The organism is Micromonospora sp. M61, from assembly GCF_018070245.1.
Lineage (GTDB): Bacteria > Actinomycetota > Actinomycetes > Mycobacteriales > Micromonosporaceae > Micromonospora > Micromonospora zamorensis.
Genome location: NZ_JAGPYA010000080.1, coordinates 1 through 25,043 on the forward strand (window position 1 = coordinate 1; position 25,043 = coordinate 25,043).

A 25,043-nucleotide genomic window follows, 5' to 3' on the forward strand; every position below is an offset into this window, starting at 1 on the left:
GTACCCGCACGAGTTCTCCGGCGGTCAACGTCAGCGCATCGGCATCGCCCGCGCGCTGGCCCTGCGGCCGAAGCTGATCGTCGCCGACGAGCCGGTCTCCGCGCTGGACGTCTCGATCCAGGCGCAGGTGGTCAACCTGTTGCGCAACCTGCAACGGGAGCTGGGCCTGGCGTTCGTGTTCATCGCGCACGACCTAGCGGTGATCCGGCACTTCAGCCAGCGGGTCGCGGTCATGTACCTGGGTCGGATCGTGGAGATCGGCGACCGGGCGGACATCTACGAACGCCCCCAGCACCCGTACACCCGGGCGCTGCTCTCGGCGATCCCGGACGTCACCCAGCTCGGCCCGGCGGGTCGGATCCGGTTGACCGGCGACGTGCCGACCCCGCTCGACCCGCCGTCGGGCTGCCGGTTCCGCACCCGCTGCTGGAAGGCGCAGGACGTCTGCGCCGCCGAGGAGCCGGCGCTGGTGCCGCGCGACGGTGGTCGGCAGGCCACCGCGTGCCACTTCCCCGAGGTGGCGGCTCCGATCTTCGAGGAGGTGCCGTCGTGAGCCTGTCCCCGGTGGAGGGTCTGGCGCTGGCCGAGATCGAGTCCGACCCGGACGCGACCACGCCCGCCGCGAAGGGCGTCGTCGGCCGCTCACCCGGTCAGCTGGCCTGGATGCGACTGCGTCGTGACCGGACGGCCGTGGTCAGCGGCGTACTCCTGGTCTTCTTTCTGCTGTTGGGGTTGGCCGCCCCGCTGATCGAGATGGCCTACGGGATCGGGCCGCGGGAGCAGTTCCAGAACCTGCTGGACGGTTTCGGCATGCCACTGGGCTACGCCGGCGGTGTCACCGGGGACCACTGGTTCGGCCTGGAGCCGAACCTGGGTCGGGACATCTTCATCCGGTTGATCTACGGGTTGCGGACGTCGCTGTTCGTCGCGTTCGCGGCGGCGCTGATCACCGCGACGATCGGGGTCGTGCTGGGCGCGCTCGCCGGCTACCTCGGCGGCTGGCTCGACGCGGTGATCAACTGGATCACCGACCTGACCCTGGCCATGCCCTTCCTGATCATCGCGCTGGCGCTCACCCCCACCGTCACGCTGCGCTTCTACGGCGAGCGGGGGCAGGTGTCGTCCGCCTTCGGGGTGGGCGTGCTGATCGCCGTCTTCGCCATCTTCGGCTGGACCAGCACGGCCCGGTTGGTTCGCGGGCAGGTGATCGCGCTGCGCGAGCGGGAGTTCGTGGAGGCGGCCAGGGCCAGCGGGGCCGGGCTGGGGCACATGCTCTTCCGGCAGCTGCTGCCCAACATCTGGGCGCCGATCCTGGTGTCGTTCTCCCTGGCGGTGCCGCAGTTCATCACCAGCGAGGCCGCGCTGTCGTTCATCGGTGTCGGTCTCAGCGACGAGACCCCGAGCTTCGGCCGGATGATCTACGACAGTCTGGACTTCCTCCAGACCGACCCGGCGTACGTGTTCTTCCCGGGCATCATGATCTTCGCGCTGGTGTTCGCCTTCAACCTCTTCGGCGACGCGTTGCGTGACGCGCTCGACCCGAAGTCGTCCCGGTAGGGGTCAAAATCATGGCGCGATTTCTGCTCAAGCGACTCTTCTCCGCCACGCTGACCCTCTTCGCGGTGAGCGTGCTGACCTTCCTGATGTTCTTCGCCCTGCCGCGCGACCCGGTCAGCAGCATCTGCTCGAAGAACTGCAACCCGGAGCGGTTGGAACGGGTCCGCGACGACCTGGGCCTGAACGACCCCCTGGTCAGCCAGTACGCCGGCTACATGAAGGGCATCGTCACCGGTCGCGACCTGGGCAGCGCCCAGGGTGGCCGGTGTGACGCGCCCTGCCTGGGCTGGTCGTACGTCACCAACGAGGCCGTCTCGGACACCATCGCCCGGGTGCTGCCGGTGACGCTGAGCATCGTGATCCCGGCGGCGATCCTCTGGTTGCTGCTCGGGGTCGGCCTCGGCATGGTCTCCGCGTTGCGGCGGGGCACCTGGCTGGACCGCCTGGCCATCGGCTTCTCGCTGACCGGGGCCTCGTTGCAGCTCTACTTCGTGGGCGCGGTGCTGCTGTTGGTCTTCGTCTACAACCTGCGGCTGCTGCCGGTGCCGAGCTACACGTCCCTCTTCGACAATCCGGCGAAGTGGGCCAGTGGGCTGGTGCTCGCCTGGGTGGCGCTGGCCTTCCTCTTCTCGGCGATCTACGCCCGGTTGTCCCGCGCGCAGATGTTGGAGACGCTGTCCGAGGACTTCGTCCGGACCGCGCGGGCCAAGGGCCTGGCCAAACCCAAGGTGTACGGGAGACACGCGCTGCGCGCGGCGATCACCCCGGTGGTGACCATCGCCGGGCTGGACGTGGGCGGGGCGCTGGGCGGCACGGTGATCACCGAGACGACGTTCGGCATCCAGGGGTTGGGGCGTACGGCGGTGGACGCGGTGCGCTCGGGTGACCTGCCCACGATCATGGCAACGGTGCTGATCGCGGCCGTCTTCGTGGTGCTGGCGAACGTGCTGGTGGACCTGCTCTACGCGGCCATCGACCCACGGGTGCGGCTGCGCTGACGGCCGGGTGTCCGCCACGCCCACCGATGGCGAAATTTATCGACAACTGTTACACAACTCGTAGGTTTTCTTCCTTACGATCCTCGGGACGTCGGCGGTTCTCGCCCCGACGAAACCGCACGGCACATGGGTGAAGGGGGTACTTCATGAGACCACGCGTGGTGGCTGCCGCAGGCGGCGCGATCGCTCTGGTTGTGGCATTGGGTGCGTGCTCGGAGAACACGGGCGAGGGCACCACGGTGAACACTGACCGGAAGCAGACCGGGGTCATCGCGACCGACCCCAAGGACTCGCAGGGGCCGGCGGCCGAGGTGAGCGGCGCTGCGAAGGGCGGCGTCTTCAGCGTCATCCGGGAGACGCCGATCTCCCACCTGGACCCGCAGCGGACGTACTCGTTCGCCGGTCTGATGGCCAACCCCCTCTGGTCCCGTTACCTGACCACCTGGAAGGACGACGGCAAGGGCGGCCTGGTCCTGGTGGGCGACCTGGCCGAGACGCCGGGCAAGAACGTCAACAACGACTGCAAGGTCTGGGAATTCACCGTCAAGGACGGGGTGAAGTTCGAGGACGGTCGGCCGATCACCTCCAAGGAGATCGCGTACGGCATCGCCCGCTCCTTCGACCCGGACCTCTCCGGCGGCCCGACCTACATCCAGGAGTGGCTGGCCGACACCCCGCAGTTCGACACCAAGTGGGACTTCAAGAAGAACAAGACGTCGCTGCCGCCCGGCCTGAGCACGCCGGACGCGAAGACGCTGCGCTTCGAGTTCGCCAAGCCCCGCTGTGACCTGCCGTTCGCGGTCTCGCTGCCGACCACCGCGCCGCTGCCCGCCGACAAGGACACCGGCGTCGACCTGGACAAGCAGCCGTTCTCGTCTGGGCCGTACAAGGTCACTAAGAACCAGGTCGGCGTGCAGATCACCCTGGACCGCAACCCCAACTGGGACCCGAACACCGACCCGGTCCGCCACCAGTACCCGGACCAGTTCGTCTGGAGCTTCGGCCCGACCGCGGACGCCGCCAACAACCGGGTGATCGCCGACAACGGCGCCGACCAGAGCGCGCTCGCCTTCAACGCCGTGCCCGCCTCGCTGGTCGCCAAGGTCGCCGGGGACGCGTCGCTCAAGTCGCGGACGCTCCTCTCGCCGACTCCGAGCGCCAACCAGCTCGTCATCAACAACCAGCGGGTCACCGACCTGAAGGTGCGTCAGGCGCTCAACTACGCCATCGATCGCGAAGGCATGATCAAGGCGCTCGGCGGTCAGACCGTCGCCGCGCCGCTGACCACGCTGATGCCGCCGGCCACCATCGGCTACAAGGCGTACGACGCGTACCCGGCGGGCGCCAACGGCAACGTGGAAAAGGTCAAGGAGCTGCTCGGCGGCAAGACGCCGGAGCTGGTTCTCGGTGTCGCCGACAACTCGACCGAGCAGCAGCAGGGTGCCCAGCTCAAGGCGAACCTGGAGCGGGCCGGCTTCAAGATCACCGTCCGGAACATCTCGGACGACGCGAAGCTCGACGAGATCAAGAAGAAGAACAACCCCTGGGACCTGTACATCGGTAACTGGGCGGCGGACTGGCCCAGCGGGGCGTCGATCCTGCCTGTGCTCTACGACGGCCGCACCATCAAGGCCGAGGGCAACAGCAACCAGTCCTACTTCAACGACCCGGCGATCAACGCCGAGATGGACCGCATCCTGGCCCTGCCCCCGGCCGACCAGGGACCGGAGTGGGCCAAGCTCGACGAGCGGATCATGAAGGAGCACGCGCCGGTGGTGCCGTTCTACGTCGACGTGGCCTACAACGTGCACGGGTCCAAGGCCGGCGGGATCTTCATCTCCAGCGTCTTCGGCTACCCGTCGTTCGTGAACGCGCACGTCAAGCCGTAACTCACACCGCAGACAGACAAGGGTCTCCTCCCGACAGCGTCGTCGGGAGGGGACCCTTCTGCTTCTGCCGGACGGGTCGCTTCGTGCGGCCCTGCCGTTTCATCTGGCCAGCTCGGCGGGACGCTGTCAGATTGAATGGATCGTGATGAGGTCTTCGAGACCGGCGAGGTCATCGGCATTGCGGGTGTAGACGGCGGCGTCATGAGCGTGCGCGGTTGCGGCGATGAGCAGGTCCATCACCCTGGCTCGTGGCTGACGGCCGATTTCGACGACGCGGGCAGCCAGTCGCGCGTAGCTGTCGGTGATGGCTTCATCGATGGGAAGCGGATCAAATCGGCGTTGGATCGCGCTCAACCGCGCCAGACGAAGCGCTCTCGCCTCGGCGGTCTTCGCGACCAGGACACCGAACTGAAGTTCGGCGAGGCTGACGACGCTGATGGCCAATTCACCCGGAATCGGGGTCACGTCGGTAGCGATGAGGACGCTGGTGTCGAGGATCCCGCGGCTCACCGCTCAACCCACGGATCGGTGACGGCATCGTCGAGGAGGTCCCGATCGGCTGCCCATCCTGGGTCGGTGGGTTGGTCAAACACGCCGGTGAGATCGTCCCATTCTCGCCAGGTTCGAGGACTGACCGGGCCGAGTACGGCTGCCGGTCGGCCGGCGACAGTGATCGTCACGCGTTCACCCGCTTGCGCCCTGCGCACCAGATCGCTGGCGTTCTGCCGCATCTCCCGCAACCCGACTTCATGCATACGCCCCACTGTAGCACTTGTGCTACCACTGTCGGAGGTCGTCGGCTCTCGCTCTGGCCTCGCGCCGGGGGCCTCGCAGCTCAAGCAAGATCAGTTGTACTGCTCCTCCTGCGTGATCGCATCTCAAACCGCCGGGGCAGCCGTGCTGCAGGCCGTGCGATCTGCGGCAGAAGGGAATGTGTTGCGGCCGTCAGTCAGCGGCTCTCGCGGCCCGGCTCGCCGCCACCCTCAGCGACCTGCGCGAGGACGCTTACCCGGTCGTGGATCTCCAGGCCGGCTGTTAGCGTCGCGGCATGTTCGCCACCGACCGGATCCGACTGCGCCCGCCCACGCCCGACGACGCGCCGAACATGTTCCGCCTCGACGGTGATCCTGAGTTGCACCTGATCACAGACGGCGAGCCGTTCCTGCCGCGCCACGTTGGCCAGGTCCGGGCCAGGCTGGAGAAACAGGTTACCGAGCCGCCCGACGGCCAGACCGCGGTGTCGCTGTTGGCCGAAACTACGGCCGACGGCACGTTCCTCGGTGGCGGCTCGCTGTGGGGGATCAACGCGTTCAACCAGTACGCCCACCTCGGCATCTCGCTGCTACCCGAGGCGCGTGGCCAGGGGTACGGGACCGAAGTGATCCAACTGCTCTGCCGGTACGGCTTCCGCAACCGCAACCTCCGCCGTCTGGAACTGGAGACGCTGGCCAGCAACACCGCCATGCGGCGGACCGCGGAGACCTGCGGCTTCACGCACGAAGGCACCCAGCGGGAGCGCGAGTACGACGGCGACGGCTTCAAAGACATGGTGATCTACGGTCTGCTGCGGCGCGACTGGACGCCGTAGTCGGCCGTGGATCAGGGCTGGGCCGCGCCTTCGATTGTGGTGCTTTGCCGCGGACGAAGCGCGGTCAGCAGACTGTCGAGTTGACCCCAGGCCCGCGCAGTGGAGATGTGGTCGATGTAGTCGCGCGACTCGATGATGAGCCCGTCGCGGATGCGCATCACGAAGACACACGGCACCGTGAACGCCTCGCCTGTCTCGTTGACCCGCCCCTGATAGGCGAACTCGGCGACAATCACCTCCGGGTCGGCCGTTTCATGAATCGTCACGTCTACCGGCTTACGGTTCAGCGTCCGGGCGACCGGAGGGGGCGCGGTGAAGTGCTCGTGCAGCTCAGCGCGGCTGCGCAGCGGAGGCGGGTTGAGCGGGTGGAACGGATGCGTGACATGGGTCTGTTCGGCATACAGGTCAGCCAGGTCTTCGTACGGACCGGCGCAGACACCGTTCACCAGCCGGAGGAAGGTTTCGCGTGGGCTACTCATGCCGGGCTACCTTCGAATCGGTGGATGTCACGTGGGGCGTGCCGAGGACCGCGTCCGGGAATAGCCGGCACGCCATCGACGGCACCCTACTGACCCCAGCCCCGACTTGACTGCCCCGACGCGCTTTCGTCGGGCGACGTGTTGTACCGGTCGAGCGTCGCCTTGGACGTGGATGCATCCCGGAAGGTCAGCTCCCAGGGGCCGGTGTTGACGTCCATGTCCTTGCCGAACCCGACCCACTTCCCGGCCATCCGTCGGCCGGTGGGTTCGACAAGTAGTTGGATTGCGCCGTGGTATCGGGCTCCCCGGTAGTAGCCGGCGAGATCGGTCTGCTCCACCCACGTGCCGGTGACCACGGCACCGTCCAGGGTTAGATCCATCGACAGCGACGATGCCGCCGAGCCGGGCAGGCTGCGCACAGTCAGCCGGTCGCCGTGCTGGAGTACGACCACGAAGTGCTGACCGGCGAATGACTCTCCTCGCCCGCTGGAGTGGTATTGGTAGCGGCTGAGCCAGACGCCCTCGTACGACCCTTGGACTGCGAGTGGCTTGGGCGTTGGCGTGGCCAGGCTGGACATGGGTGAGGTCAGGTCGTGCCCGCCGTGCTCGTCATCGACGACCCGGCCATTGGGTATCGCGGCGAAGCCGAGCAGCGAGACCGGCAGGCCGGTGACGACCTCCAGGGCGCGGGCGTACACCGGCCGCGGTGCGGCGATCGCGCCGGATTCCCAGCGTTGGACGAGTCGCTTGTTGGCATCGTTGGGCTCGCCGACGCGGCGGCCGGCCGCCTGGAGCGCGCGGGCGAAGTCGTCCTGGCTCATGCGCATCCCGGTGCGGACCGCGCGGAGGGCGGTGTTCGGGGCATTCATGTTCGCCACAATAGTCTTGTGTCGCCTCAATGTCGCCAATGATGTGCCCGGGATGTCGCGCTCTGTGCCGTCGCGCCCGGCGACGGCTCGGCGTCATTGTGGACGGCACGCGACGGCTGAGTCTGCCGGTGCGACTCAGCGGCGGAGGTGATGATGCCCAGTTCTGACGAAGAGCCGGTCAACCGTGGCGAGCAGATCGACGCCGCCGAACGGGAAGAAGCCAAGCGCCGGTTGCTCGCGCAGGCCGAGGCGGAGCGGATACCGGCGCAGGAGACGACTCGGGCGCTGCCGGATCGGCGGTGGCGCGATGGGCGGTGACCCGGTGCCGATCGGTCGACGCGTGGCATACCTACGGGTGCGGCGAAGGTTGTCGCAGCAGTCGTTCGCGGATCGGTTAGGCAAGTCGAAGAGCTGGGTGGACAAGGTCGAGCGTGGGGTCCGTTCCCTGGAACGGGTGTCGACCATCCGGGACATCGCGGCGGTGCTGAGGGTCGACGCCTCTGCGCTGCTCGGTCGTGATGTCCAGCCTGTTGGGGTGGCCGAGCAGCGCGAGGGCGTCGCCCGGATTCGGGCGGCGTTGTCGGCGTACGAAATGGCTTTTGGTCGCCCGACGGACCGGGAGGTGGTGTCGCCCGATCGGTTGGCTCGGGAGGTGCGGCACGCGTGGATGACCTTCCAACACGCCCGTTACCCGCGTCTGGTCGAGCTGCTGCCGGCGTTGGTGACCGAGGTACACCGCGTCCACACACAGGACCCGGTGGCTGCTCGGGCAGTGGTGGTGGAGGCATATCGGGTGACGGCCGCGCTGCTGGTCAAGCTGGGGGAGGGGAGCCTCGCCTGGCTGGCCGCAGACCGGGCGATGTCCGCCGCCGCCGGTGACCCGGTGCTGCTGGCCTGTGCAGCGGTGCAGTTGGGTCAGGTGCTGCGCGCGTCGGCGCGGGCAGGGCCGGTGCTGCTGGCCGCCGCTTCCCAGATTGCTCCTGGCAAACCGGAAGAGTTGTCGCTGCGTGGATCGCTGCTCGTGCAGGCCGCCCTGATCGCGGCCAGGGCCGGTGACGACAGGGTGGTCGGTGAGCTGCTGGACCAGGCTGCCGAGCTGGCCGCTCAGGTGGGCGACGGCCACGACCATCACCGGACGGCGTTCGGTCCGACGGCCGTCGAGTTGGCGCGGGTCGCCGCCGCGGTGGAGTTGGGTGACGGGCCGCAGGCCATCGCCCGACACGAGAAGGCGATCGGGTGGGACGGGTGGCGAGGGCTGCCGGTCGAGCACCGCGCCGCGCACCTGATCGACGCGGCGCGCGCCTACCTCCAGACGGACGACCCCGCCAACGCGGCCCGGGTCCTGTTGCGTGCCGAACGCATCGCACCCGCCGAGATCCGCGACCGGCCAGGCGCCCGGGACGTGGTTGCCCAGGTCGCCCGCGACCCGGACGCCCCACCGACGATCACCCAGCTCGCCATCGGCCTCGGGGTGCTGTGAGCATGACGGTCAGGAAGTCGATAGGGCGGAAGCGCGCAGTGCCGCAGCCATCCACTCGAACGGGAACCGCTCCGGCGGCGCATTGTTCACGGCGGTGACAAGCTCCATGTACCGGCCGAACGGTCCCTCCGGCGGCGTGCGATCCCACTCCGCGCCCTTGAGCATGTGGTCGGCCGCCTGGATCCGGAACTCAGGCGTGTCCGGTGTCCCGGACCAGGTCGGCCAGCTCGATCCACGCCTCCAGCTGGGCCGCGGTGGGGTGGCCGGGCAGCACGGGTCGGGCCGCCCGCCACCACTCGACCATCCGCTCCGGCGGATCAGGGGACGAGCACCACACCGCCGCGCACGCCGCCTCTGGCCAGCCGGTCATGGGCGGCCGCCGCGTCGGCGAAGGGGTGGACGCCAGCGACCCGGAGCGGGATGTCGCCGCTGGTGACGAGTTTGACCAGCTCGCCCAGCCGGGATCCGTCCGGTAGCACCTCCAGCGCGAAGGTCCGGATTCCCCGCACCGGCTCCGGGCGAAGTGGGGGTGACGCGGCCACGTACCCGCCGCCGTCTCGAACTAGGTCCAGCAGCGAGGAGCCGATCACCGCCAGGTCGACGACCGCGTCGAACGTCCCCGTCGGATCGTCGGCGCGCGACAGGAACGCCGCGCCCAGCGACTCGACGAACTCGCGGTCGTCGGGTCCGGCGAGTCCCGTGGCGTGCAGGCCGGTCGCCCGGGCCAGCGCCAGGACGAACCCACCGACCTGCCCGGCGGCACCGGTGACGAGCACTGTCGAACCCGCGGGGAGCGCGAGCAGGTCGAGGGCCTGGGCGGCGGCGAGGCCATTGGTCGGCAGGGTCGCCGATTCGGTCGCGGGGACGCCGGCGGGCGCGGAGGTCAGCCAGGCGGGGTCGAGGAGTACGTACTCCGCGTGGGCGCCGACAGTGGTTTGCAGCCACGGCGAGAAGCCGATGACCTCGTCGCCGATCCTGAACTCCTCGACCGACGGGCCGACCGCGTCGACGCTGCCGGCAACGTCCCAGCCGGGCGTGTACGGCAGCCCGGTCGGCAACGGGGCTGGGAACCGACCGGAGCGGACCATCAGATCGACCGGATGGACGACCGACGCCGCGACCCGCACGCGGACCTGCCCCGGCCCGGGCTCGGGCACCGGCACCTCGGCCACGTGCAGGACCTCCGGCCCTCCGAACTCTGCATAGCTGACTGCCCGCATCGCCGACTCCTTCGTGGGACCTCTTTGATCACCACGACCGTACGAATCATCGGCACTGTCAGTAAGTAGGTACCGTGAAGTGCCTAGGGCACCCAGAGGAGGCGGCATGGCGACGACGAGTGCGGAGCAACGTCGTGAGCAGGCCAAACGCGACTACGACGCGTTCCTGGAACAGTGCCCCACCCGTGAGCTGCTGAGCAGGCTCACCGACAAGTGGGTCGCGTTGGTGATCCCAGCGCTCGTCGACGGTCCGCAGCGGCACGGCGAGCTTGCCCGCCGCATCGCCGGCGTCAGCCAGAAGATGCTCACCCAGACCCTGCGCACCCTGGAACGCGACGGCCTCGTCACCCGCACGGTCACCGCCTCGGTGCCGGTCCGCGTCGACTACGCGCTCACCCCGCTCGGCCATGAGCTGTTCCCGGTCATGATCGCGATCAAGAACTGGGCGGAGACGCACATGGACCGCGTCTTCGACGCCCGGGTTGAATTCGACGCACGCCCCTGAACGCGCGGGTAGGGCGCTGTCGCAGCTGGCGCAGGGCCCGCCAGGTTGTCGCTGGCGACTAGCGCTTGCCTCATTGGTCGGACCGATTGTGGGCGCTGCGGCCACTGCGCTTTGGCTGCTTGGCCATTGACCCCGACTCATCGACCTGTTTGGCTGCCTTCGCGATGACCTTGAGAACCCCTCGATCGACCGGAGATAGTCGTGTCCTTCATTGCCGCAGTCAAGTCCGTCTTTAGTCAGTACGTCGGCTTCACGGGCCGCGCCCGCCGGTCTGAGTACTGGTGGTTCGTCTTGTTCACAGTCATTGTCAGCATCGTCGCGGCCATCCTGGACAGCGCGTTGGGACTGACCTTCGAGAACGGCACGACCGGTTTCATCGGTCTCGTTGTCAACCTGGCGCTGCTGCTGCCGACGCTGGCGGTCGCGGTGCGACGCCTGCACGACACCGACCGGACGGGATGGTGGGTTCTGATCGGCCTGGTACCGATCGTGGGCGCCATCGTCCTCATCGTGTTCTTTGTGTCGGACAGCACGCACGGCGCGAACCGTTTCGGCCCCAGCCCCAAGAGCTGACCGCTGTCCGCGTTGTAACGTCCGCGCATTCAAGATCGGACAGGTCGGTCCCCTTCCGGCAGCGCTGTCGGAAGGGGACTGCCGCCGTTGGGCGTAGGCCTGGATTCCCTACGCTCGGCAGCCAAGAACCGGAAGGCGTCTCCAATGGTCGTGCCTTGCGCGAATGGACCTGCGAGGGCGGCGGCCTTCTCGACCAATTCTCTCCTGCTGCGACGGCCGCCGTTCGAGCTGTCGAACACGGTGGCTATTTCAGTCGAACCTCACCCGGCGGGGAGTGCTACGACCCCGACCCGTTCGATGAGCACGTCCGACCCGACGCCGCACCCTTCCCGATTCCTGCCTTCATGGAGCGTTGGTGATCGAGGCGTTCACAGCAGATGGGTACGGAGGAAGTCCAGCTCCAGAGGCAGCAGACGCTCGGCGGTGCCGTTCGCGGCCATGTGCGTGGCACCGGTCAACGGCAGCACGGCGTGCGGGCGGCCGGCGCTCAGCAGGGCTGCGGAGAGCCGCAGCGTGTGCGCCGCCACCACGTTGTCATCGGCCAGACCGTGCACCAGCAGCAACGGGCGGGCCTGGTCCGGGCCGGTGACCGGTTCGGCGGCCATCTCGACCAGCGAATGGTGCGCGTAGACGTCCGTGCCGTCCTCCGGCAACCCCAGATAACGCTCGGTGTACGCGGTGTCGTAGAGCGCCCAGTCGGTCACCGGGGCGCCCGCGATGCCGCATTTGAACAGCTCCGGGTGGCGCAGCACCGCCAACCCGGCCAGCCACCCGCCGAACGACCAGCCCCGCACCCCCACCCGATCCAGGTCCAGGTCGGGGTGCTTGCCGGCGAGTGCGGTCAGCGCGTCGATCTGGTCGGTCAGGATCACGTCGGCCACCCGACGGTGGATCGCCTTCTCGAACGACGGGGCCACTCCCGGCGTACCCCGGTTGTCGATGGTGACCACCGCGAACCCGGCGTCGGCCCACCACTGCCGCTCCAACCACGCGGCCCGCGCCGCCACGACCTCCTGGTGCCCCGGGCCGCCGTAGATGTCCAGCAGCACCGGCAGCCGCCGGCCCGTCACGTGGTTGTCCGGGTAGAGGACCGCCGCCGGCAGCCGCCGGTCGGTCACCCGTTCCAGCAACGGCAGCGGAGAGTACGGGGGAGTCGCGGCGAACGACCGCAGCTCAGCGATCTCCTGACCGCCGCGACGCACCGACCAGCGCACCCCGGCATGGTCCAGCGACGCGACACCGATCGCCAGCACGTCCCCGCCGACGGCGGCCGTGTACCAGCCCGAGTCGGTGGTGAGCCGACGCGCGTCCACCCCACCGCCGATGGTGGTGCGGACCCGGAACAGGTGCCGCTCGCTCGGCTCGCCGTCGCTCGCCTCCACCAGCAGGTCCGCCGGGCCGCTGGCCGCAGCCAGCCGACCCACCACCCGCCGTACGTACAGCGACGGTGGGGTGAGCAGGGTGCCGTCGGCGAACAGGCACCGTGCGTCGTACCCGTCGTGTGCCAACTCCCCGCCGACCAGCACCCGGCCGTCCGGCAGGTGCGCCGGGGTGCCGGCGATCGGCTCCACCCAGCGCGGGTCGGCCAGCTCCGCGTGCACCTGCGTCTCGCCGGTGCGCGGGTCCACCGCCAGCACCAGCCCGTGCTGCTGCGAGCGGCGCAGCACCGTGATCAACGGGCTGCCCTCGACCCAGCTGACAGCGGTCAGGTACGGGTAGGTCTCCCGGTCCCAGTGCACGTCCACCCAGCCGTCGTCCAGGTCCAGCAGGTGCAGGCTGACCTCGGCGTTCGGCCCACCAGCCCGGGGGTACGCGACGGCGGTCGGCGGACTGGCCGGCTGGGCCGGGTCGTGCAGGTGCCAGCGTTCCAGGCGGGACTCGTCTACCCGGGCGGCGAGCACCATGCGCCCGTCCGGCGCCCACCAGTAGCCCCGGTACCGGCCGAACTCCTCCGCCGCGATGTGCTCGGCCAGGCCCCAGCTCACCCCGGCGTCCTCACCGGCCAGCAGGGTGTCGGTGCCGTCGGCCTCGATCACCCGCAGCTCGCCCCGGCGGACACCCTCGGCCGCGTCGGTCACGTACGCCAGCCGTTGCCCGGTCGGGTCCGGACGGGGGTCGAGCACCGGGCCGACGGTGGCCACCTCGACCACGTCGCCGTGCACCAGATCGGCCCGGAACAACCGCCCCGCCAGCGCGAAGACCGCGACCCGACCGGGGGCGTCCAACGCGTACGAGCCGATGCCTGCGGCGCTCAGCCGCAGCCGCTCCCGCAGCGCGCGCTCACCGGGGGAGAGCGACCGGACGTCCCCGCCCTCACCGAGCAGCGTTGCCGGGTCGGCGACCAGGCGCTCCTCGGCGGTGGCCACGTCCAGCAGCCAGAGCGCGTCCGCCGGGTCCTCCGGCCCCGCGGAGCGCAGAAAGATCACTCGGGAGCCGTCGTCAGCCACGGAGACAGCGCGTGGCGCGCCGTGGCTGAACCGGCGTGTGCGGGCGGCCAGCTCCGGAAAGTCCACAGACCAAATCGTAGAGCCGGACCGGAGGTGATGTGGCCGACCTGGGCGGACGCGTCCGCGTCGGCCGGAGCAGAACGCCGGTTAGAGTGACCGTCGTGACGATGCTGCCCGACCGCCGCCTGCTGCTGGTCCACGCGCACCCCGACGACGAGTCGATCGGCACCGGCTCGACGATGGCCCACTACGTCGCGAACGGCGCGCACGTCACGCTGGTGACCTGCACCCTCGGCGAAGAGGGCGAGATCCACGTGCCCGCGCTGGCCCAGCTCGCCGCCGCCGAGGCCGACCAGCTCGGCGGCTACCGGATCGCCGAGCTGGCCGCCGCGTGCGCCGCGCTCGGCGTCAACGACCACCGCTTCCTCGGCGGCGCCGGCCGCTACCGCGACTCCGGGATGATGGGGCTCGCGACCAACGACCACCCCCGCGCCTTCTGGCAGGCCGACCTCGACGAGGCCGCCGGGCATCTCGTGGAGATCATGCGAGAGGTACGCCCCCAGGTGCTGGTCACGTACGACCCGAACGGCTTCTACGGCCACCCCGACCACATCCAGGCGCACCGGGTGGCGATGCGTGCCGTCGAGCTGGCCGCCGCCGAGGGCTGCGCCCCGCTCAAGGTCTACTGGACGGCCATGCCGCTCAGCGTGCTGGAGGCCGGCATGGCCCACTTCGCCGAGTCCGCCGACAACCCGTTCGGCGGCATCGAGGACATCGCCGACCTGCCCTTCGGCACCCCGGACGCCCAGATCGCCGCCCGCATCGACGGGACCGACCAGCACCTGGCCAAGGAAACCGCGATGCGGGCGCACGCCACCCAGATCCCGGCCAACTCGTGGCTCTACTCGATCGCCGGCAACTTCGGCGGCGAGTTCATGGGCGTGGAGTTCTTCACCCTCGCCCTCGGCGAGAAGGGCCCGGGCGCCGGGCCGTACGGCTGGGAGGACGACCTCTTCGCCGGGCTGCCCGAGGAGACCGCCCCGGACCGGTCCCCGGTCGCGGCGGCTGGTCTCCGGTGACCCTGCCCGCCGCGTCGATGACGGTCGTGGACGACCAGGACACCCCGCCTCCGGCGGGGCCGCCGCCGCGACTGCTGGACCTGGGCCTGCGGCTGGTCGGCGCGATCGTCGTGGTGATCGCCGGAGTGGTGACCGGGGTGCTGGAGCTGCTGCTCGCCACGGTCCGCGTCGGTGGGCAGCTGATCGGCGTGTCGGCTGTTCTCGCGGTCGGTGCCAACATCGCGCTGAGCTGGTTCGCGTACGAGGCGGTCGGCCGCAGGTGGGCTGTCGCACTGCCGGCGGTGCCGTGGTTCGCGCTGATGGCGGTGGGCGCCATCCGGACCACCGAAGGCGACCTCCTGCTGTCCGGCGACAACTGGGTAGGCCTGGCGATGATCGTCGCCGGTGCCATGACCTTCGCGGTGATGGGCTTCCGGCAGATCCTCGCCCCGCCACACACGCTCGGCGGCTGATGACGCCACCCAGGTAGGGGTGGTAAATATTCCTGCCAGAGATGCGGGCCCCGCGACGGGGCGTACGGCAGGAGGTCCTGCGATGGACAGACGGTGGCGTGACGTCGGGGTGCTCGTTGCAGCACTGTTCGCGGTCAACGTGGTCGCCCGACTGATCATCCGGTTCGGTTTCGAGGGTGACGACACCGCAGCCGACCGGGTGTCACTGGCGATGTTCGCGGTGATCGGGCTGATCCTGGCCGTGGTCGCCTTCCGCTGGGCTCGTCGTCGGCCACTGGCGGGCTGGGGAGCCGACATGGCCCTCGTCGTACTGGTCGCGATGCTGTTGACCGTGCTGGTCGGGCCCCTGCTGGTCGGTCACAACCCGTTCGCGGGCGGTGCGGCGACGTTCTTCGCCCAGATCTGGCTCTACCTGCTCGCCGCCGGCGCCGGGGTGCTGGTCGGTTACCTGCTGCTCACCGCACTCGGGCGTGACTACCGCTCGCAACAGCTCAAGCGGTACGCCGAGGTCAAGGCCGCGAAGCCCCGCCGCGTCGTACGCCGCTGACCCTGCCGCCACGCGCCGCCAGGCAGCCAGTCGACCAGTCAGGCGTACGGCCGGGCAGGTGTCCGCCTGCCAGGCCGGTCCGGTGTGCGCGCCTTGATCGACTCGCGTTCCAGGAATCTGCGGTGTCCGGGGCGTGCGGATGCCGCGATTTCCTGAAAGCCGAGTGGATCAGCAAGGCCGAGTGGATCGGTGCGTCTGTCGAGCCGCCAGGGGTGGTTGGGGTCAGTGCGGGGCGACCCGGGTCAGGTAGGTGTGGTGAGTGACGAAGCCGAGCCGCTGGTAGAGGGCGACCGCCGCGGTGTTGTGCTGCTCGACCTGGAGGAACGCGCGCGTCGCACCGGCGGACACGCCCCAGGCGGCCAGCTCGTCGATCACCTGGCGGGCCAGCCCTTGCCGGCGGGCCTCGGGTGACACCTCGATCAGGCTGAGGCCCAACCAGCGCCCCTGGCCGGTCACCGTGGCCCGGCCGACCGCCACCAGCGTGCCGTCGACGTACCCGTGGGCGAAGCGGACCTGGTCCACGGCGGTGAGCACGTGCCGGGCGGCGTCCGGCAGGCCGCCCTTGCGGCCGGCAGCGACGGCCAGCCACCCCTCGCTCGGCGCGGTGGCCAGCTCAACGACCACACTTTCCCACCGGCCAGCCTGGCCAGCAGCGGCGCCGGCTTGCCCACCAGCCAGCCCGGCTTGCCCACCAGCCAGCCCGGCCTGCTCACCAGCCAGGCCAGCCTGGCCACCAGCCGCGTCGGCCTGCCCACCAGCCGCGCCGGCCTGCCCATCGGCCAGGTCGACGCGCCCGGTAGCGGGTGGGGTGTCGACGGACGACGGCGCAGGCAGGGGGAGTGGCGCGGTCTGCACCAGTGTCGGCGGGCGGGCGGTCCAGCCACGGGCGTCCAGCTCGGTGCCGACCGGTGCGGCGAGTGGGAGCGGCGTGTTGATCATCGCGGGTTGGCCCTGCTCGGCGTACCAGCGCTCGACCTCGTCCACGGCGGCGGCCAACGGGCGGTCCGGGTCGCCGATCGGCAGCGCGGAGTTGGCTCGTCCGGTCCAGCCGTCCGCCGAGCGGAGCAGCCAGTCACCGATGCGGCCCCGCGTCGGCGCCGGCCAGGCCTCGTCGGCGGCGCGTTCCAGCGCCACCACTGCTGCCGCGGTCGGCCGACGGGTCGGTGGCACCCGCTTGGCGCGGTGGACCTGTGTCACCGGGACTCGCAGCGGGCCGTGCGCCGTGGCCAGCGTGAGATGAGTCTCGCTCAGCTCCACCAGCTCGCCGAGAGCATCGGAGAATAGCGGCCGACCTTCGCGAATCCCCACAATCCGGCGAACCACGATCCGGTGTCCCACATCCTGCTGTCGGAGCACGATCGACCCCCTCCCCGGCGAGATACTAGGCTCTTACCGTCGCGGGAGATCGCGACGTGTCTTGCGGAGGAGAAGACCGGTGACCTACATCATCGCCGAGCCGTGCGTGGATGTGCTCGACAAGGCATGCATCGAGGAGTGCCCGGTCGACTGCATTTACGAGGGCAATCGGATGCTCTACATCCACCCCGACGAGTGCGTCGACTGTGGTGCCTGTGAGCCCGTCTGCCCCGTGGAGGCGATCTTCTACGAGGACGACGTCCCGGAGCAGTGGAAGGACTACACCGGCGCCAACTACGAGTTCTTCGAGGAGCTGGGCTCGCCCGGTGGTGCCTCGAAGATCGGCAAGGTGGAGAAGGACGCCACCTTCGTCGCCGCGCAGCCGCCGCGCGGCGAGGGCCACTGAACCGGCCCGCGCCGGTCTCGTCGCGGCTGCCCGAGTTCACCTGGGACACCCTGGACGCCGCGGCCACCCTGGCCGCGGCGCATCCGGAGGGCCTGATCAACCTCTCCATGGGCACGCCGGTCGACCCGGTGCCCGAGGTGATCCGGCGGGCGTTGGCTGACGCGTCCGATGCTCCCGGTTACCCGCTGACCGCCGGCACGCCGGCGCTGCGGGCCGCGATCGCGGCGTGGGTGTCCCGGGCCTGTGGCGCCAGCGTCGACCGTCTGGGTGTGCTGCCGACCATCGGCTCGAAGGAGCTGGTTGCCTGGCTGCCCACCCTGCTCGGCATCGGCCCGGGTGACGTGGTGGTGGTGCCGTCGATCGCGTACCCCACCTACGAGGACGGGGCCCGGCTGGCCGGTGCCACCGTCGTTCGTACCGACTCGCTCACCTCGGTCGGGCCGACCTCGCGGGTCCGGTTGGTCTGGGTCAACTCGCCCGGCAACCCGACCGGTAGGGTGCTGCCCGCTGCGCACCTCAAGAAGGTGGTCGACTGGGCGCGGGAACGTGGCGCGGTGGTCGCCAGCGACGAGTGCTACCTGCCGCTGGGCTGGTCGGCCGAGCCGGTCTCGGTGCTGTCCCCGCAGGTCAGCGGCGGCAGTTACGCCGGAGTGCTCGCTGTGCACTCGCTGTCCAAGCGTTCCAACCTGGCCGGCTACCGGGCCGGCTTCGTCGCCGGTGACCCGGCGCTCGTCGCCGAGCTGCTGAAGGTCCGCAAGCACGCCGGCATGATCGTGCCCGCACCCGTGCAGGCGGCGATGGTGGCGGCACTGGAGGACGAGCGACACGCCGACGAGCAGCGGGAGCGCTACCGTGCCCGGCGAGAGGTGCTCGCGGCCGCGTTCACCGGTGCCGGGTTCACCGTCGAGCACTCCGAGGCGGGTCTCTACCTCTGGCTCACCCGAGGTGAGGACTGCTGGGACACGGTCGACTGGCTGGCTCGGCGGGGCATCCTGGTCGCCGCCGGCATCTTCTACGGCCCCACCGCCGGGCAGCACGTCCGCGTTGCGCTGACCGAGTCCGACGAGCATGTCGCGGCGGTCGCCGGCCGGCTGCGGGCCTGACCGCGGGCGGCCGGCGATGACCGACGGCGCGACCGGGCGGTACGCCGGGGTGCGGGCGGCGGTGATCGGCACGGGCCTGATCGGCGGCTCGGCGCTGTTACGCCTGGCCGAGGCCGGCCTGGACGTCGTCGGATGGGATCCCGACCCGGCTACCCGGGAGCGGGCCCAGGACCGGGGAGTGGTCGCCCCGGCCACGATCGAGCAGGCCGTGGCCGGGCGGGACGTGGTGTTCCTCTGCGGCCCGCTGCCCACTCTTGCGGGCACCCTGGCCCTGGTGGCCGAGCTGACCGCGCCCGGCTGTGTGCTCACCGACGTCGGCAGCACCAAGGTCGAGGTGGCCGAGGCGGCCGACCGACTCGGGCTCACCGACCGGTTCGTCCCCGGGCACCCCATGGCCGGTGCGGAGTCCGCCGGTCTGACCGCCGCCTCGCCGACCCTGCTGGCGGGTGCCGCCTGGGTGCTCTGCCCGGCGCCGGGCACCGCGACCGACGCCTTCCGCTGGCTGACCGGGCTGCTGGTCGAGCTGTTCGGAGCCCGGGTCGTGCCGATGTCCGCGTCGGCGCACGACTCGGCGGCCGCGCTCGCCTCGCACGTGCCGCACCTGCTGGCGGGCGCGCTGGCCGGGGCGACGCAGCGGGCGCCGCTGCGCGACGCGGTGCTGACGCTGGCGGCTGGCAGTTTCTCCGACGGCACGCGGGTCGCCGGCACACCGGCGGAGCGGACCGCGAACATGCTGCTCGGCAACCGCGACCGGGTCCTGCACGAGTTGGACGAGGTCCGCGCCTTCCTGGACGGGCTGGCCGCCGCCCTTCGGGCCGGCGACGCGCCAGCGCTCATCGCCCGCTACGCGGAGGCGAGAGCGGCCCGGTCGGCGCTGTCGGGTCGGCGGTTGGCCGGTCAGACCCGGGAGTTCGCTGTCGACGGCGACCACGACGCCGAGGTGACCTGGCTGCGCGGGTTGGGTGACGTCGGCGGGCACCTGACCGGGTGTCAGGTCGGCTCCGGGACGGTTTCCTACACCGCGTGGCTTCCCGTGGCTGACTAGGCTGACAGGCATGGCGATGGACGGCCCGGTGGTGCAGGTGCGCGGCGAGGTGACCCGGGAGGTGCCGCCCGAGCTGGCCCGGTTCGCTGTCACGGTGACGGCCCGTGGTCGGGACCGGGAGGCGACGTTGACTCAGCTCGCCGAGCGGGCCGCCGCCGTCCGGGTGCTGTTGGACGGTTCCGAGCCGGCGGTGGCCCGGCGGGAGACCGGCGACCTGTGGGTCCGGCCGCAGACCAAGCGCTCGGGCGAGCGTGTGGTGGGATGGCTCGGCAGTGTCACCACGACGGTCACGGTCACCGACTTCACCGCCCTCGGTGAGCTGATGCTCCGGCTGGCCGACCAGGACCAGGTCTCGGTGAGCGGTCCGTGGTGGGAGCTTCGTCCGGACAGCCCCGTGCACCGCGAGGCGCGACACGCCGCGATCCGCGACGCACTGCTGCGGGCCCGGGAGTACGCGGAGGCGCTCGGCGCCCGGGTCACCGCTCTGATCGAGCTGGCCGACACCGGCCCGGCGGACCGGCCGATGTTCGCCCGGGCGGCGTTCGCCGGGGGTGGCGGCGCGGGTGGTGGCCCGCCGGAGCTTGAGCTGGACCCGCAGCCGCAGACCGTGCAGGCGGCGGTGCAGGCACGGTTCACCATCAGCGATCCGGTTCTCGACTGATGTCGCCGGCCGAGGTGCTGTCCGTCGACGAGCTGGTGGGACGGGCGTTGGTGCTGGCCGAGGCCGGCCCACGGCAACTGCTCGGCATCGCCGGGGCGCCGGGTGCCGGCAAGTCCACGCTGGCCGAGTTGATCGTGCGCGAAGTCGGGCCGACCGCTCGCCTGGTGCCGATGGACGGCTTCCACCTGGCCCAGTCGCAGTTGGACCGGCTGGGCCGCGCCGACCGTAAGGGCGCGGTGGACACCTTCGACGCCAACGGGTACGTCTCGATGCTGCGCCGGTTACACCGCCTGGAGCCGACCTCGGTCTATACGCCGGAGTTCCGGCGTGAGCTGGAGGAGCCGGTGGCCGGGGCGATCGAGGTGCCGCCGTCGGCGCGGCTGGTGGTGACCGAGGGCAATTACCTGCTCCTGCCGGACTACCCGTGGCAGGAGATCCGGCCGCTGCTGCACGAGGCGTGGTTCCTGGACCTGGACGCCGAGCTGCGCCAGCGCCGGTTGACGGCCCGGCACGAGGCGTACGGTCGATCACCGGAGCAGGCGCGGGCCTGGGCGTTGGGCAGCGACGAGTCGAACGCGGCCCTCATCACCCCCACCGCCGACCGTGCCGATCTGGTGGTCCGCCTGTCGGAGCCCCCGGCGGCCTGACCGGTCGGCGCGGCCTGAGCGTCCGGGCCGGACTCGGCTTGACCGGCCCGTCGAGGGCCGCCGCAGTCAGTCCAGTTCGCGGACCGGCCGGGCCGGGTTGCCGACCGCGACCACGTTTGCCGGTAGGTCCCGGGTGACCACCGCGCCCGCGCCGACGACGGTGTTCGCACCGATCGTCACGCCGGCCAGCACGATCGCGCCACCGCCGAGCCAGACGTTGTCGCCGATGGTGATCGGCTTGGCGGCCTCCCACTTGTCCCGTCGCGGACCGGGCTCGACCGGATGCGTCGGGGTCAGCAGTTGGACGTTCGGTCCGATCTGGACGTCGGCACCGATGGTGATCGGTGCGACGTCGAGGAAGACGCACTGGTAGTTGACGAAGCTGCGGGGCCCGATCCGGATCTGCCAGCCGTAGTCGCAGTGGAACGGCGGGCGGATCCAGGTGTCCTCGCCCAGTTCGCCGAGGAGTTCACGCAGTGCCGCGATCCGGGCCTGTGGGTCGGCCGCGGGACTGGTGTTGAAGCGCTCCATCAGTCGGGCGGAGCGGTCCAGGTCGGCGATGATCTCGGGATCGTCGGCGATGTACGGCTCGCCGGCGAGCATCTTGTCCTTCATGGAGGTCACCGCCCGATCATGCCGGCCCGGTTCGTCGGCTCGTGGCGGGTCCGTCATTTTTAGGACCTCATTCTGCATACCCAGTATGCAATTCTGGGTTGTCAATGTGACTCTCATCCATCAAGACGCTTGACGAGGAGGATCCGTTGCACCAGGGAAGAAGATTGGCCGCCCTCGGCCTCGTGTTCACGCTGGCGCTCTCCGCGCCGGCTCCCGTCTCAGCCGCAGCCGCCGTGCCCGCCCCACCGGGTGGCACCGACCAACAGTCCACTCCGGGTGGACCCACCGCCAACCGCTCGGTCACCGTCACGCTGATCACCGGTGACCGGGTCACCGTCACCGCCTCAGGCGCCTCGGTCCGGCGCGGTGCCGGCCGCGAGGACGTGCAGTTCCTGGTTCAGCGCGAGCGCGGTCGACTCACTGTGACACCGACGGACGCGCTGCCGTTGCTGCGCTCGGGCCGGGTGGACCGGCGACTCTTCGACGTCACCGGCCTGGTCGAGGCGGGTTACGACGACGCCCACCGCAAGACCCTGCCGCTGCTGGTGGCGTACGGCTCGACGGGCGCCGCCCGGCGTGCCACGGCCGCTCTGCCTGGCACGAGGGTGACCCGCGACCTGCCGGTGATCGGCGGCGCCGCCCTGAGCAGCGACAAGTCCTCCCTCGACGCGGTCTGGGAGACGGTCACCACCGGTCCCGCTGGGGCCCGGCTCGACGCGGCGGGGGGCGTCGAGCGGATCTGGCTGGACGGCCATCGACGGGTGACCCTCGACCACAGCGTGCCGCAGATCGGCGCGCCCGCCGCCTGGGCGGCCGGTTTCACCGGGGCGGGAGTGTCCGTCGCCGTGCTGGACACCGGCGTCGACGCGACCCACCCGGACCTGGCCGGCAAGGTGGCCGAGGCGCGCAACTTCACCGAGGTCGCCGACGCTCGGGACACGGTCGGCCACGGCACCCACGTGGCCTCGACCATCGCGGGCACCGGCGCGGCCTCCGGCGGCAAGTACCGGGGTGTGGCGCCGGACGCGACGCTGCTGGACGGCAAGGTCTGTGAGGACGCGGGCTGCACCGACTCGGCGATCCTCGCCGGCATGCAGTGGGCGGCGGTGGAGAAGAAGGCCGCAGTGGTCAACATGAGCCTCAGCGGCTGGGACACCCCGGAGGTCGACCCGGTCGAGGAGGCCGTGCAGACCCTGACCGCCCAGACCGGCACGCTGTTCGTCCTCGCCGCCGGCAACGACGGCTCGGACGGTTCGGTCGGCTCACCGGCCAGCGCCGACGCCGGGCTCGCTGTGGGTGCGGTGGACCGCGACGACGAGCTGGCCGACTTCTCCAGCCGGGGACCGCGAGTCGGCGACGACGCGTTGAAGCCGGACATCACCGCGCCCGGCGTCGACATCGTCGCCGCACGGTCCGCCACCGGCTTCATCGGCGATCCGGTGGGGGACCGCTACGTCACCCTTTCCGGCACCTCGATGGCCACCCCGCACGTGGCCGGGTCGGCTGCGCTGCTGGCCCAGCAGCACCCGGGATGGCGGGCCGACCGGCTCAAGGCCACCCTGATGGCGGCAGCCAAGCCACACCCGGACCAGACCGCGTACCAGCAGGGTGCCGGGCGGGTCGACGTCGCACACGCGATCACCCAGCAGATCACCAGCGACCCGGTGAGCGTCTCGTTCGGGCGCACGCTCTGGCCGCACGGTGACGACACCCCGATCACCCGCACGGTGACCTGGCGCAACGACGGTCCGGCCCCGGTCACCGTGGACCTGAGCATCGAGGGCGCCGGCCCCGGCGGCCGCGCGCTGCCGGCCGGCCTGTTCGTCCTGGGCGCCAACCAACTCACAGTGCCGGCGGGCGGCACGGCCGCCACGACCGTCACCACGGACACCCGGCTCGGCGACGCCGACGGTTACTGGACCGGGCGGATCGTGGCCCGGTCCGGTGCGGCGGTCGCTGTCACCCCGCTGGCCGTGAACCGGGAGGTGGAGAGCTACACGCTCACCGTGGAGCACCTGAACCGCGCCGGCGCGCGCACCGCGGACCACTGGACCCTCCTGCTCGGGATGGACACCTATGGCTCCTGGGACCTCGTCAGTTCCGACGGGGTGGCCACCGTTCGGGTGCCCAAGGGCCACTACGGCCTGAGCGGTCTCGTCTTCGAGCCCGGACCGGACGATGAGCAGCGCGGGATGTCCCTGTTGATGCAGCCCGTGCTGACCATCGAGCGGGACACCCGCATCGTCGTGGACGCCCGCCAGGCCAAGCCGGTGCGGACGACCGTTCCGGACCGGAGCGCCGTTCCGCAACTGATCGACCTCAGCGGCAACTTCACCGCCGACGACGGCAGTGGGTACGGCGTCGGGCTCTGGGCGGAGACGTTCACCGGCCTGACCAGCGGTCAGATCGGCAAGCCGGTCCCCGCCGACAAGTTCGTGGCCACCGTCAGCAGCCAGTGGACCCCGGCGGAAACGGCCAACAGCCCGTACCTGTACGCGCTGGCCGAAGCGGTCCCCGGCCGGATGCCCACGGGGTTCGTCCGCGACTACACCCGACGGGACCTGGCCACCGTCGTGCACCAGTTCCGCGGTAACTACCCGGGCATGGTGGCCGAGCGGATCGTGTTCCCCGTGCTGGAGTACAACGTCGGCGGCTCCGCCCTGATCCTCCCCACCGCCGTGCCCGGCCATCGGGTCGAGTACTACAACACCAAGGGTGTGCAGTGGGAGTCCGAGATCGACTTCGGAAAGCGGGACGAGGACGGCTGGTTGAACGCGCAGGCGGCGCTCTTCTCCGTCCCCACCGCCTACCGGGCCGGGCGGACGGTGCAGGAGATCTGGAACCAGGCGCCGTACTCGCCGTCCTTCCCGAAACCGCGCTGGCCGGAACAGAGCGTCAGCCGGGTCGGCGACACCATCCTGGTCGGCGTGCCGATGTTCAGCGACGCGGCCGGGCACCCGGGCGCCTCGCTGACCGACAGCGAGCACACCACGCTGTGGCGCAACGGCAAGCTGGTCGGTGAGAGTGAGTACGCCGGCTCCGGAGAGTTCACCGTGCCACCGGGCGCGGCGGACTACCGGCTCGTCACGTCAGCGAAGCGGAGCTTCACCGACCTGAGCACCGAGGTGGAGTCCAGCTGGACCTTCCGGTCGAGGCACGTCGCCGGTGAGACGCCGGCCCGACTGCCCCTGTCGGCGGTGCGCTTCGCGCCGCAGCTGCGGGTCGACAACAGCGCTCCGGCCGGTCAGGGCTTCGTCGTACCGGTACGGGTGCAGCGCCAGCCCGGTGCACCGGCCAGCCGGGTGGAGAAGCTCGCCGTCGACGTCTCGTACGACGGCGGGAAGACCTGGGGCAAGGCGAAGCTGGTCCGCACCTCGGCCGACGGCTGGTCGGCGCTGTTGCGGCACCCGGCCGGGCCCGGCTACGTGTCGCTGCGGGCCACCGCTCGGGACACCGCCGGCAACACGGTGACCCAACGGATCATCCAGGCGTACCGGTTGCGCTGAGGCGTACCCCGTCCGGGTCCG

General features: G+C 70.7%; 26 protein-coding genes and 1 pseudogene. 18 read left to right on the top strand and 9 right to left on the bottom strand.

Translation table 11 applies throughout. The annotated features are described in order from the left end of the window. The 4 genes from KBX34_RS30030 to KBX34_RS30045 form a co-directional block, all read left to right on the top strand. A partial coding sequence (locus tag KBX34_RS30030; RefSeq protein WP_210928357.1) for an ABC transporter ATP-binding protein occupies positions 1–553 on the top strand: 553 nt, incomplete at its 5' end. After that, on the top strand, positions 550–1,557 hold the full coding sequence (locus KBX34_RS30035) for an ABC transporter permease (RefSeq protein ID WP_210795687.1): 1,008 nt from the start codon (positions 550–552) through the stop codon (positions 1,555–1,557). The genes KBX34_RS30030 and KBX34_RS30035, both read left to right, overlap by 4 nt. 11 nt (positions 1,558–1,568) lie before the next feature. Then, on the top strand, positions 1,569–2,555 hold the full coding sequence (locus KBX34_RS30040; RefSeq protein WP_088950090.1) for an ABC transporter permease: 987 nt from the start codon (positions 1,569–1,571) through the stop codon (positions 2,553–2,555). 146 nt (positions 2,556–2,701) lie between these two features. Continuing rightward, positions 2,702–4,444 (top strand): ABC transporter substrate-binding protein, encoded by a 1,743-nt coding sequence (locus KBX34_RS30045; RefSeq protein ID WP_210928358.1) that lies wholly within the window; start codon positions 2,702–2,704, stop codon positions 4,442–4,444. A gap of 126 nt (positions 4,445–4,570) precedes the next feature. Here KBX34_RS30045 and KBX34_RS30050 read toward each other — a convergent pair whose 3' ends face one another. Then, on the bottom strand, positions 4,571–4,954 hold the full coding sequence (locus KBX34_RS30050) for a PIN domain-containing protein (RefSeq protein WP_099848472.1): 384 nt from the start codon (positions 4,952–4,954) through the stop codon (positions 4,571–4,573). Further along, positions 4,951–5,199 carry a type II toxin-antitoxin system Phd/YefM family antitoxin gene (locus KBX34_RS30055; protein ID WP_210795683.1) on the bottom strand — a complete coding sequence of 83 codons (249 nt, stop codon included), beginning with the start codon at positions 5,197–5,199 and terminating at the stop codon, positions 4,951–4,953. Before KBX34_RS30055 ends, KBX34_RS30050 begins: the two co-directional genes overlap by 4 nt. A gap of 293 nt (positions 5,200–5,492) precedes the next feature. Between KBX34_RS30055 and KBX34_RS30060 the strand changes: the two genes are divergently transcribed. Then, positions 5,493–6,032: a GNAT family N-acetyltransferase gene (locus KBX34_RS30060; protein ID WP_210795681.1), complete on the top strand. Its 540-nt coding sequence runs from the start codon at positions 5,493–5,495 to the stop codon at positions 6,030–6,032. Positions 6,033–6,043: 11 nt separating this feature from the next. Here KBX34_RS30060 and KBX34_RS30065 read toward each other — a convergent pair whose 3' ends face one another. Together KBX34_RS30065 and KBX34_RS30070 are read right to left on the bottom strand one after the other, a co-directional pair. Then, the gene (locus tag KBX34_RS30065; RefSeq protein WP_210795679.1) at positions 6,044–6,511 is read right to left on the bottom strand and encodes a nuclear transport factor 2 family protein; all 468 of its coding nucleotides are present in this window, start codon (positions 6,509–6,511) and stop codon (positions 6,044–6,046) included. Between the two features lie 86 nt (positions 6,512–6,597). Continuing rightward, positions 6,598–7,380, bottom strand: coding sequence for an XRE family transcriptional regulator (locus KBX34_RS30070; RefSeq protein ID WP_247672396.1), 783 nt, complete (start codon positions 7,378–7,380; stop codon positions 6,598–6,600). A gap of 153 nt (positions 7,381–7,533) precedes the next feature. On the opposite strand from KBX34_RS30070, the gene KBX34_RS30075 reads away from it, so the two are divergent. Continuing rightward, on the top strand, positions 7,534–7,698 hold the full coding sequence (locus tag KBX34_RS30075) for a hypothetical protein (protein WP_185755551.1): 165 nt from the start codon (positions 7,534–7,536) through the stop codon (positions 7,696–7,698). Continuing rightward, positions 7,688–8,860, top strand: coding sequence for a helix-turn-helix domain-containing protein (locus KBX34_RS30080; RefSeq protein ID WP_247672397.1), 1,173 nt, complete (start codon positions 7,688–7,690; stop codon positions 8,858–8,860). The genes KBX34_RS30075 and KBX34_RS30080 overlap by 11 nt, the downstream gene beginning before the upstream one ends. 9 nt (positions 8,861–8,869) lie before the next feature. On the opposite strand, the pseudogene KBX34_RS30085 reads toward KBX34_RS30080, so the two are convergent. Both KBX34_RS30085 and KBX34_RS30090 read right to left on the bottom strand, forming a co-directional pair. Continuing rightward, positions 8,870–9,191 (bottom strand): annotated as a pseudogene (locus tag KBX34_RS30085) (hypothetical protein); the annotation flags it as partial. Further along, a complete protein-coding gene (locus tag KBX34_RS30090) occupies positions 9,178–10,080 on the bottom strand; it encodes an NADP-dependent oxidoreductase (protein ID WP_210928361.1) in 903 nt (300 codons plus the stop codon). The pseudogene KBX34_RS30085 and the gene KBX34_RS30090, both read right to left, overlap by 14 nt. Positions 10,081–10,186: 106 nt before the next feature. Between KBX34_RS30090 and KBX34_RS30095 the strand changes: the two genes are divergently transcribed. Continuing rightward, on the top strand, positions 10,187–10,585 hold the full coding sequence (locus KBX34_RS30095; protein WP_141911059.1) for a helix-turn-helix domain-containing protein: 399 nt from the start codon (positions 10,187–10,189) through the stop codon (positions 10,583–10,585). Between the two features lie 201 nt (positions 10,586–10,786). Then, a complete protein-coding gene (locus KBX34_RS30100; RefSeq protein ID WP_210795673.1) occupies positions 10,787–11,158 on the top strand; it encodes a DUF805 domain-containing protein in 372 nt (123 codons plus the stop codon). 368 nt (positions 11,159–11,526) lie between these two features. Here KBX34_RS30100 and KBX34_RS30105 read toward each other — a convergent pair whose 3' ends face one another. Then, entirely contained in the window at positions 11,527–13,671 is a 2,145-nt protein-coding gene (locus tag KBX34_RS30105) for a prolyl oligopeptidase family serine peptidase (protein WP_210928363.1), read from the bottom strand. An 86-nt stretch (positions 13,672–13,757) separates the two neighbouring features. Between KBX34_RS30105 and mshB the strand changes: the two genes are divergently transcribed. From mshB to KBX34_RS30120, 3 genes are all read left to right on the top strand, one after another. After that, positions 13,758–14,684, top strand: a complete 927-nt coding sequence (gene mshB / locus KBX34_RS30110; protein WP_210928364.1) for an N-acetyl-1-D-myo-inositol-2-amino-2-deoxy-alpha-D-glucopyranoside deacetylase — start codon at positions 13,758–13,760, stop codon at positions 14,682–14,684. Between the two features lie 17 nt (positions 14,685–14,701). After that, complete coding sequence (locus KBX34_RS30115; protein ID WP_210928375.1) at positions 14,702–15,136, top strand: hypothetical protein; 435 nt, start codon at positions 14,702–14,704, stop codon at positions 15,134–15,136. Positions 15,137–15,218: 82 nt separating this feature from the next. Further along, positions 15,219–15,683 (top strand): hypothetical protein, encoded by a 465-nt coding sequence (locus KBX34_RS30120; RefSeq protein WP_099848448.1) that lies wholly within the window; start codon positions 15,219–15,221, stop codon positions 15,681–15,683. A 222-nt stretch (positions 15,684–15,905) separates the two neighbouring features. On the opposite strand, the gene KBX34_RS30125 is transcribed toward KBX34_RS30120, so the two are convergent. Further along, positions 15,906–17,039, bottom strand: coding sequence for a GNAT family N-acetyltransferase (locus KBX34_RS30125; protein ID WP_307871524.1), 1,134 nt, complete (start codon positions 17,037–17,039; stop codon positions 15,906–15,908). Positions 17,040–17,118: 79 nt separating this feature from the next. Between KBX34_RS30125 and fdxA the strand changes: the two genes are divergently transcribed. From fdxA to KBX34_RS30145, 5 genes are read left to right on the top strand one after another with little or no spacing between them, the layout of a single operon-like run. Next, positions 17,119–17,445, top strand: a complete 327-nt coding sequence (fdxA, locus tag KBX34_RS33890) for a ferredoxin (RefSeq protein WP_091422126.1) — start codon at positions 17,119–17,121, stop codon at positions 17,443–17,445. Next, on the top strand, positions 17,442–18,548 hold the full coding sequence (gene dapC / locus KBX34_RS30130; RefSeq protein WP_282102705.1) for a succinyldiaminopimelate transaminase: 1,107 nt from the start codon (positions 17,442–17,444) through the stop codon (positions 18,546–18,548). Before fdxA ends, dapC begins: the two co-directional genes overlap by 4 nt. A 16-nt stretch (positions 18,549–18,564) precedes the next feature. Then, entirely contained in the window at positions 18,565–19,593 is a 1,029-nt protein-coding gene (locus KBX34_RS30135) for a prephenate dehydrogenase/arogenate dehydrogenase family protein (RefSeq protein ID WP_210928370.1), read from the top strand. A 10-nt stretch (positions 19,594–19,603) separates the two neighbouring features. After that, positions 19,604–20,254, top strand: coding sequence for an SIMPL domain-containing protein (locus KBX34_RS30140; RefSeq protein WP_088950072.1), 651 nt, complete (start codon positions 19,604–19,606; stop codon positions 20,252–20,254). Further along, on the top strand, positions 20,254–20,901 hold the full coding sequence (locus tag KBX34_RS30145) for a nucleoside/nucleotide kinase family protein (RefSeq protein ID WP_210928372.1): 648 nt from the start codon (positions 20,254–20,256) through the stop codon (positions 20,899–20,901). Before KBX34_RS30140 ends, KBX34_RS30145 begins: the two co-directional genes overlap by 1 nt. A 66-nt stretch (positions 20,902–20,967) precedes the next feature. Here the strand turns inward: KBX34_RS30145 and KBX34_RS30150 are convergent, their stop codons facing one another. Further along, the gene (locus tag KBX34_RS30150) at positions 20,968–21,525 is read right to left on the bottom strand and encodes a sugar O-acetyltransferase (protein WP_307871525.1); all 558 of its coding nucleotides are present in this window, start codon (positions 21,523–21,525) and stop codon (positions 20,968–20,970) included. Between the two features lie 137 nt (positions 21,526–21,662). On the opposite strand from KBX34_RS30150, the gene KBX34_RS30155 reads away from it, so the two are divergent. Next, positions 21,663–25,022, top strand: a complete 3,360-nt coding sequence (locus KBX34_RS30155) for a S8 family serine peptidase (protein ID WP_247672398.1) — start codon at positions 21,663–21,665, stop codon at positions 25,020–25,022. Positions 25,023–25,043 lie beyond the last annotated feature (21 nt).

What these genes read in the sequence shown, in the direction of transcription:
- KBX34_RS30045 (WP_210928358.1), top strand. Translation starts at nt 2,702, where the DNA reads ATGAGACCACGCGTGGTGGCTGCCGCAGGCGGCGCGATCGCTCTGGTT.
- KBX34_RS30115 (WP_210928375.1), top strand. Translation starts at nt 14,702, where the DNA reads ATGACGGTCGTGGACGACCAGGACACCCCGCCTCCGGCGGGGCCGCCG.
- KBX34_RS30120 (WP_099848448.1), top strand. Translation starts at nt 15,219, where the DNA reads ATGGACAGACGGTGGCGTGACGTCGGGGTGCTCGTTGCAGCACTGTTC.
- KBX34_RS30070 (WP_247672396.1), bottom strand. Translation starts at nt 7,380, where the DNA reads ATGAATGCCCCGAACACCGCCCTCCGCGCGGTCCGCACCGGGATGCGC.
- KBX34_RS30065 (WP_210795679.1), bottom strand. Translation starts at nt 6,511, where the DNA reads ATGAGTAGCCCACGCGAAACCTTCCTCCGGCTGGTGAACGGTGTCTGC.
- KBX34_RS30075 (WP_185755551.1), top strand. Translation starts at nt 7,534, where the DNA reads ATGCCCAGTTCTGACGAAGAGCCGGTCAACCGTGGCGAGCAGATCGAC.
- KBX34_RS30145 (WP_210928372.1), top strand. Translation starts at nt 20,254, where the DNA reads ATGTCGCCGGCCGAGGTGCTGTCCGTCGACGAGCTGGTGGGACGGGCG.
- KBX34_RS30080 (WP_247672397.1), top strand. Translation starts at nt 7,688, where the DNA reads ATGGGCGGTGACCCGGTGCCGATCGGTCGACGCGTGGCATACCTACGG.
- KBX34_RS30140 (WP_088950072.1), top strand. Translation starts at nt 19,604, where the DNA reads ATGGCGATGGACGGCCCGGTGGTGCAGGTGCGCGGCGAGGTGACCCGG.
- KBX34_RS30090 (WP_210928361.1), bottom strand. Translation starts at nt 10,080, where the DNA reads ATGCGGGCAGTCAGCTATGCAGAGTTCGGAGGGCCGGAGGTCCTGCAC.
- KBX34_RS30055 (WP_210795683.1), bottom strand. Translation starts at nt 5,199, where the DNA reads ATGCATGAAGTCGGGTTGCGGGAGATGCGGCAGAACGCCAGCGATCTG.
- KBX34_RS30135 (WP_210928370.1), top strand. Translation starts at nt 18,565, where the DNA reads ATGACCGACGGCGCGACCGGGCGGTACGCCGGGGTGCGGGCGGCGGTG.
- KBX34_RS30040 (WP_088950090.1), top strand. Translation starts at nt 1,569, where the DNA reads ATGGCGCGATTTCTGCTCAAGCGACTCTTCTCCGCCACGCTGACCCTC.
- KBX34_RS30060 (WP_210795681.1), top strand. Translation starts at nt 5,493, where the DNA reads ATGTTCGCCACCGACCGGATCCGACTGCGCCCGCCCACGCCCGACGAC.
- KBX34_RS30095 (WP_141911059.1), top strand. Translation starts at nt 10,187, where the DNA reads ATGGCGACGACGAGTGCGGAGCAACGTCGTGAGCAGGCCAAACGCGAC.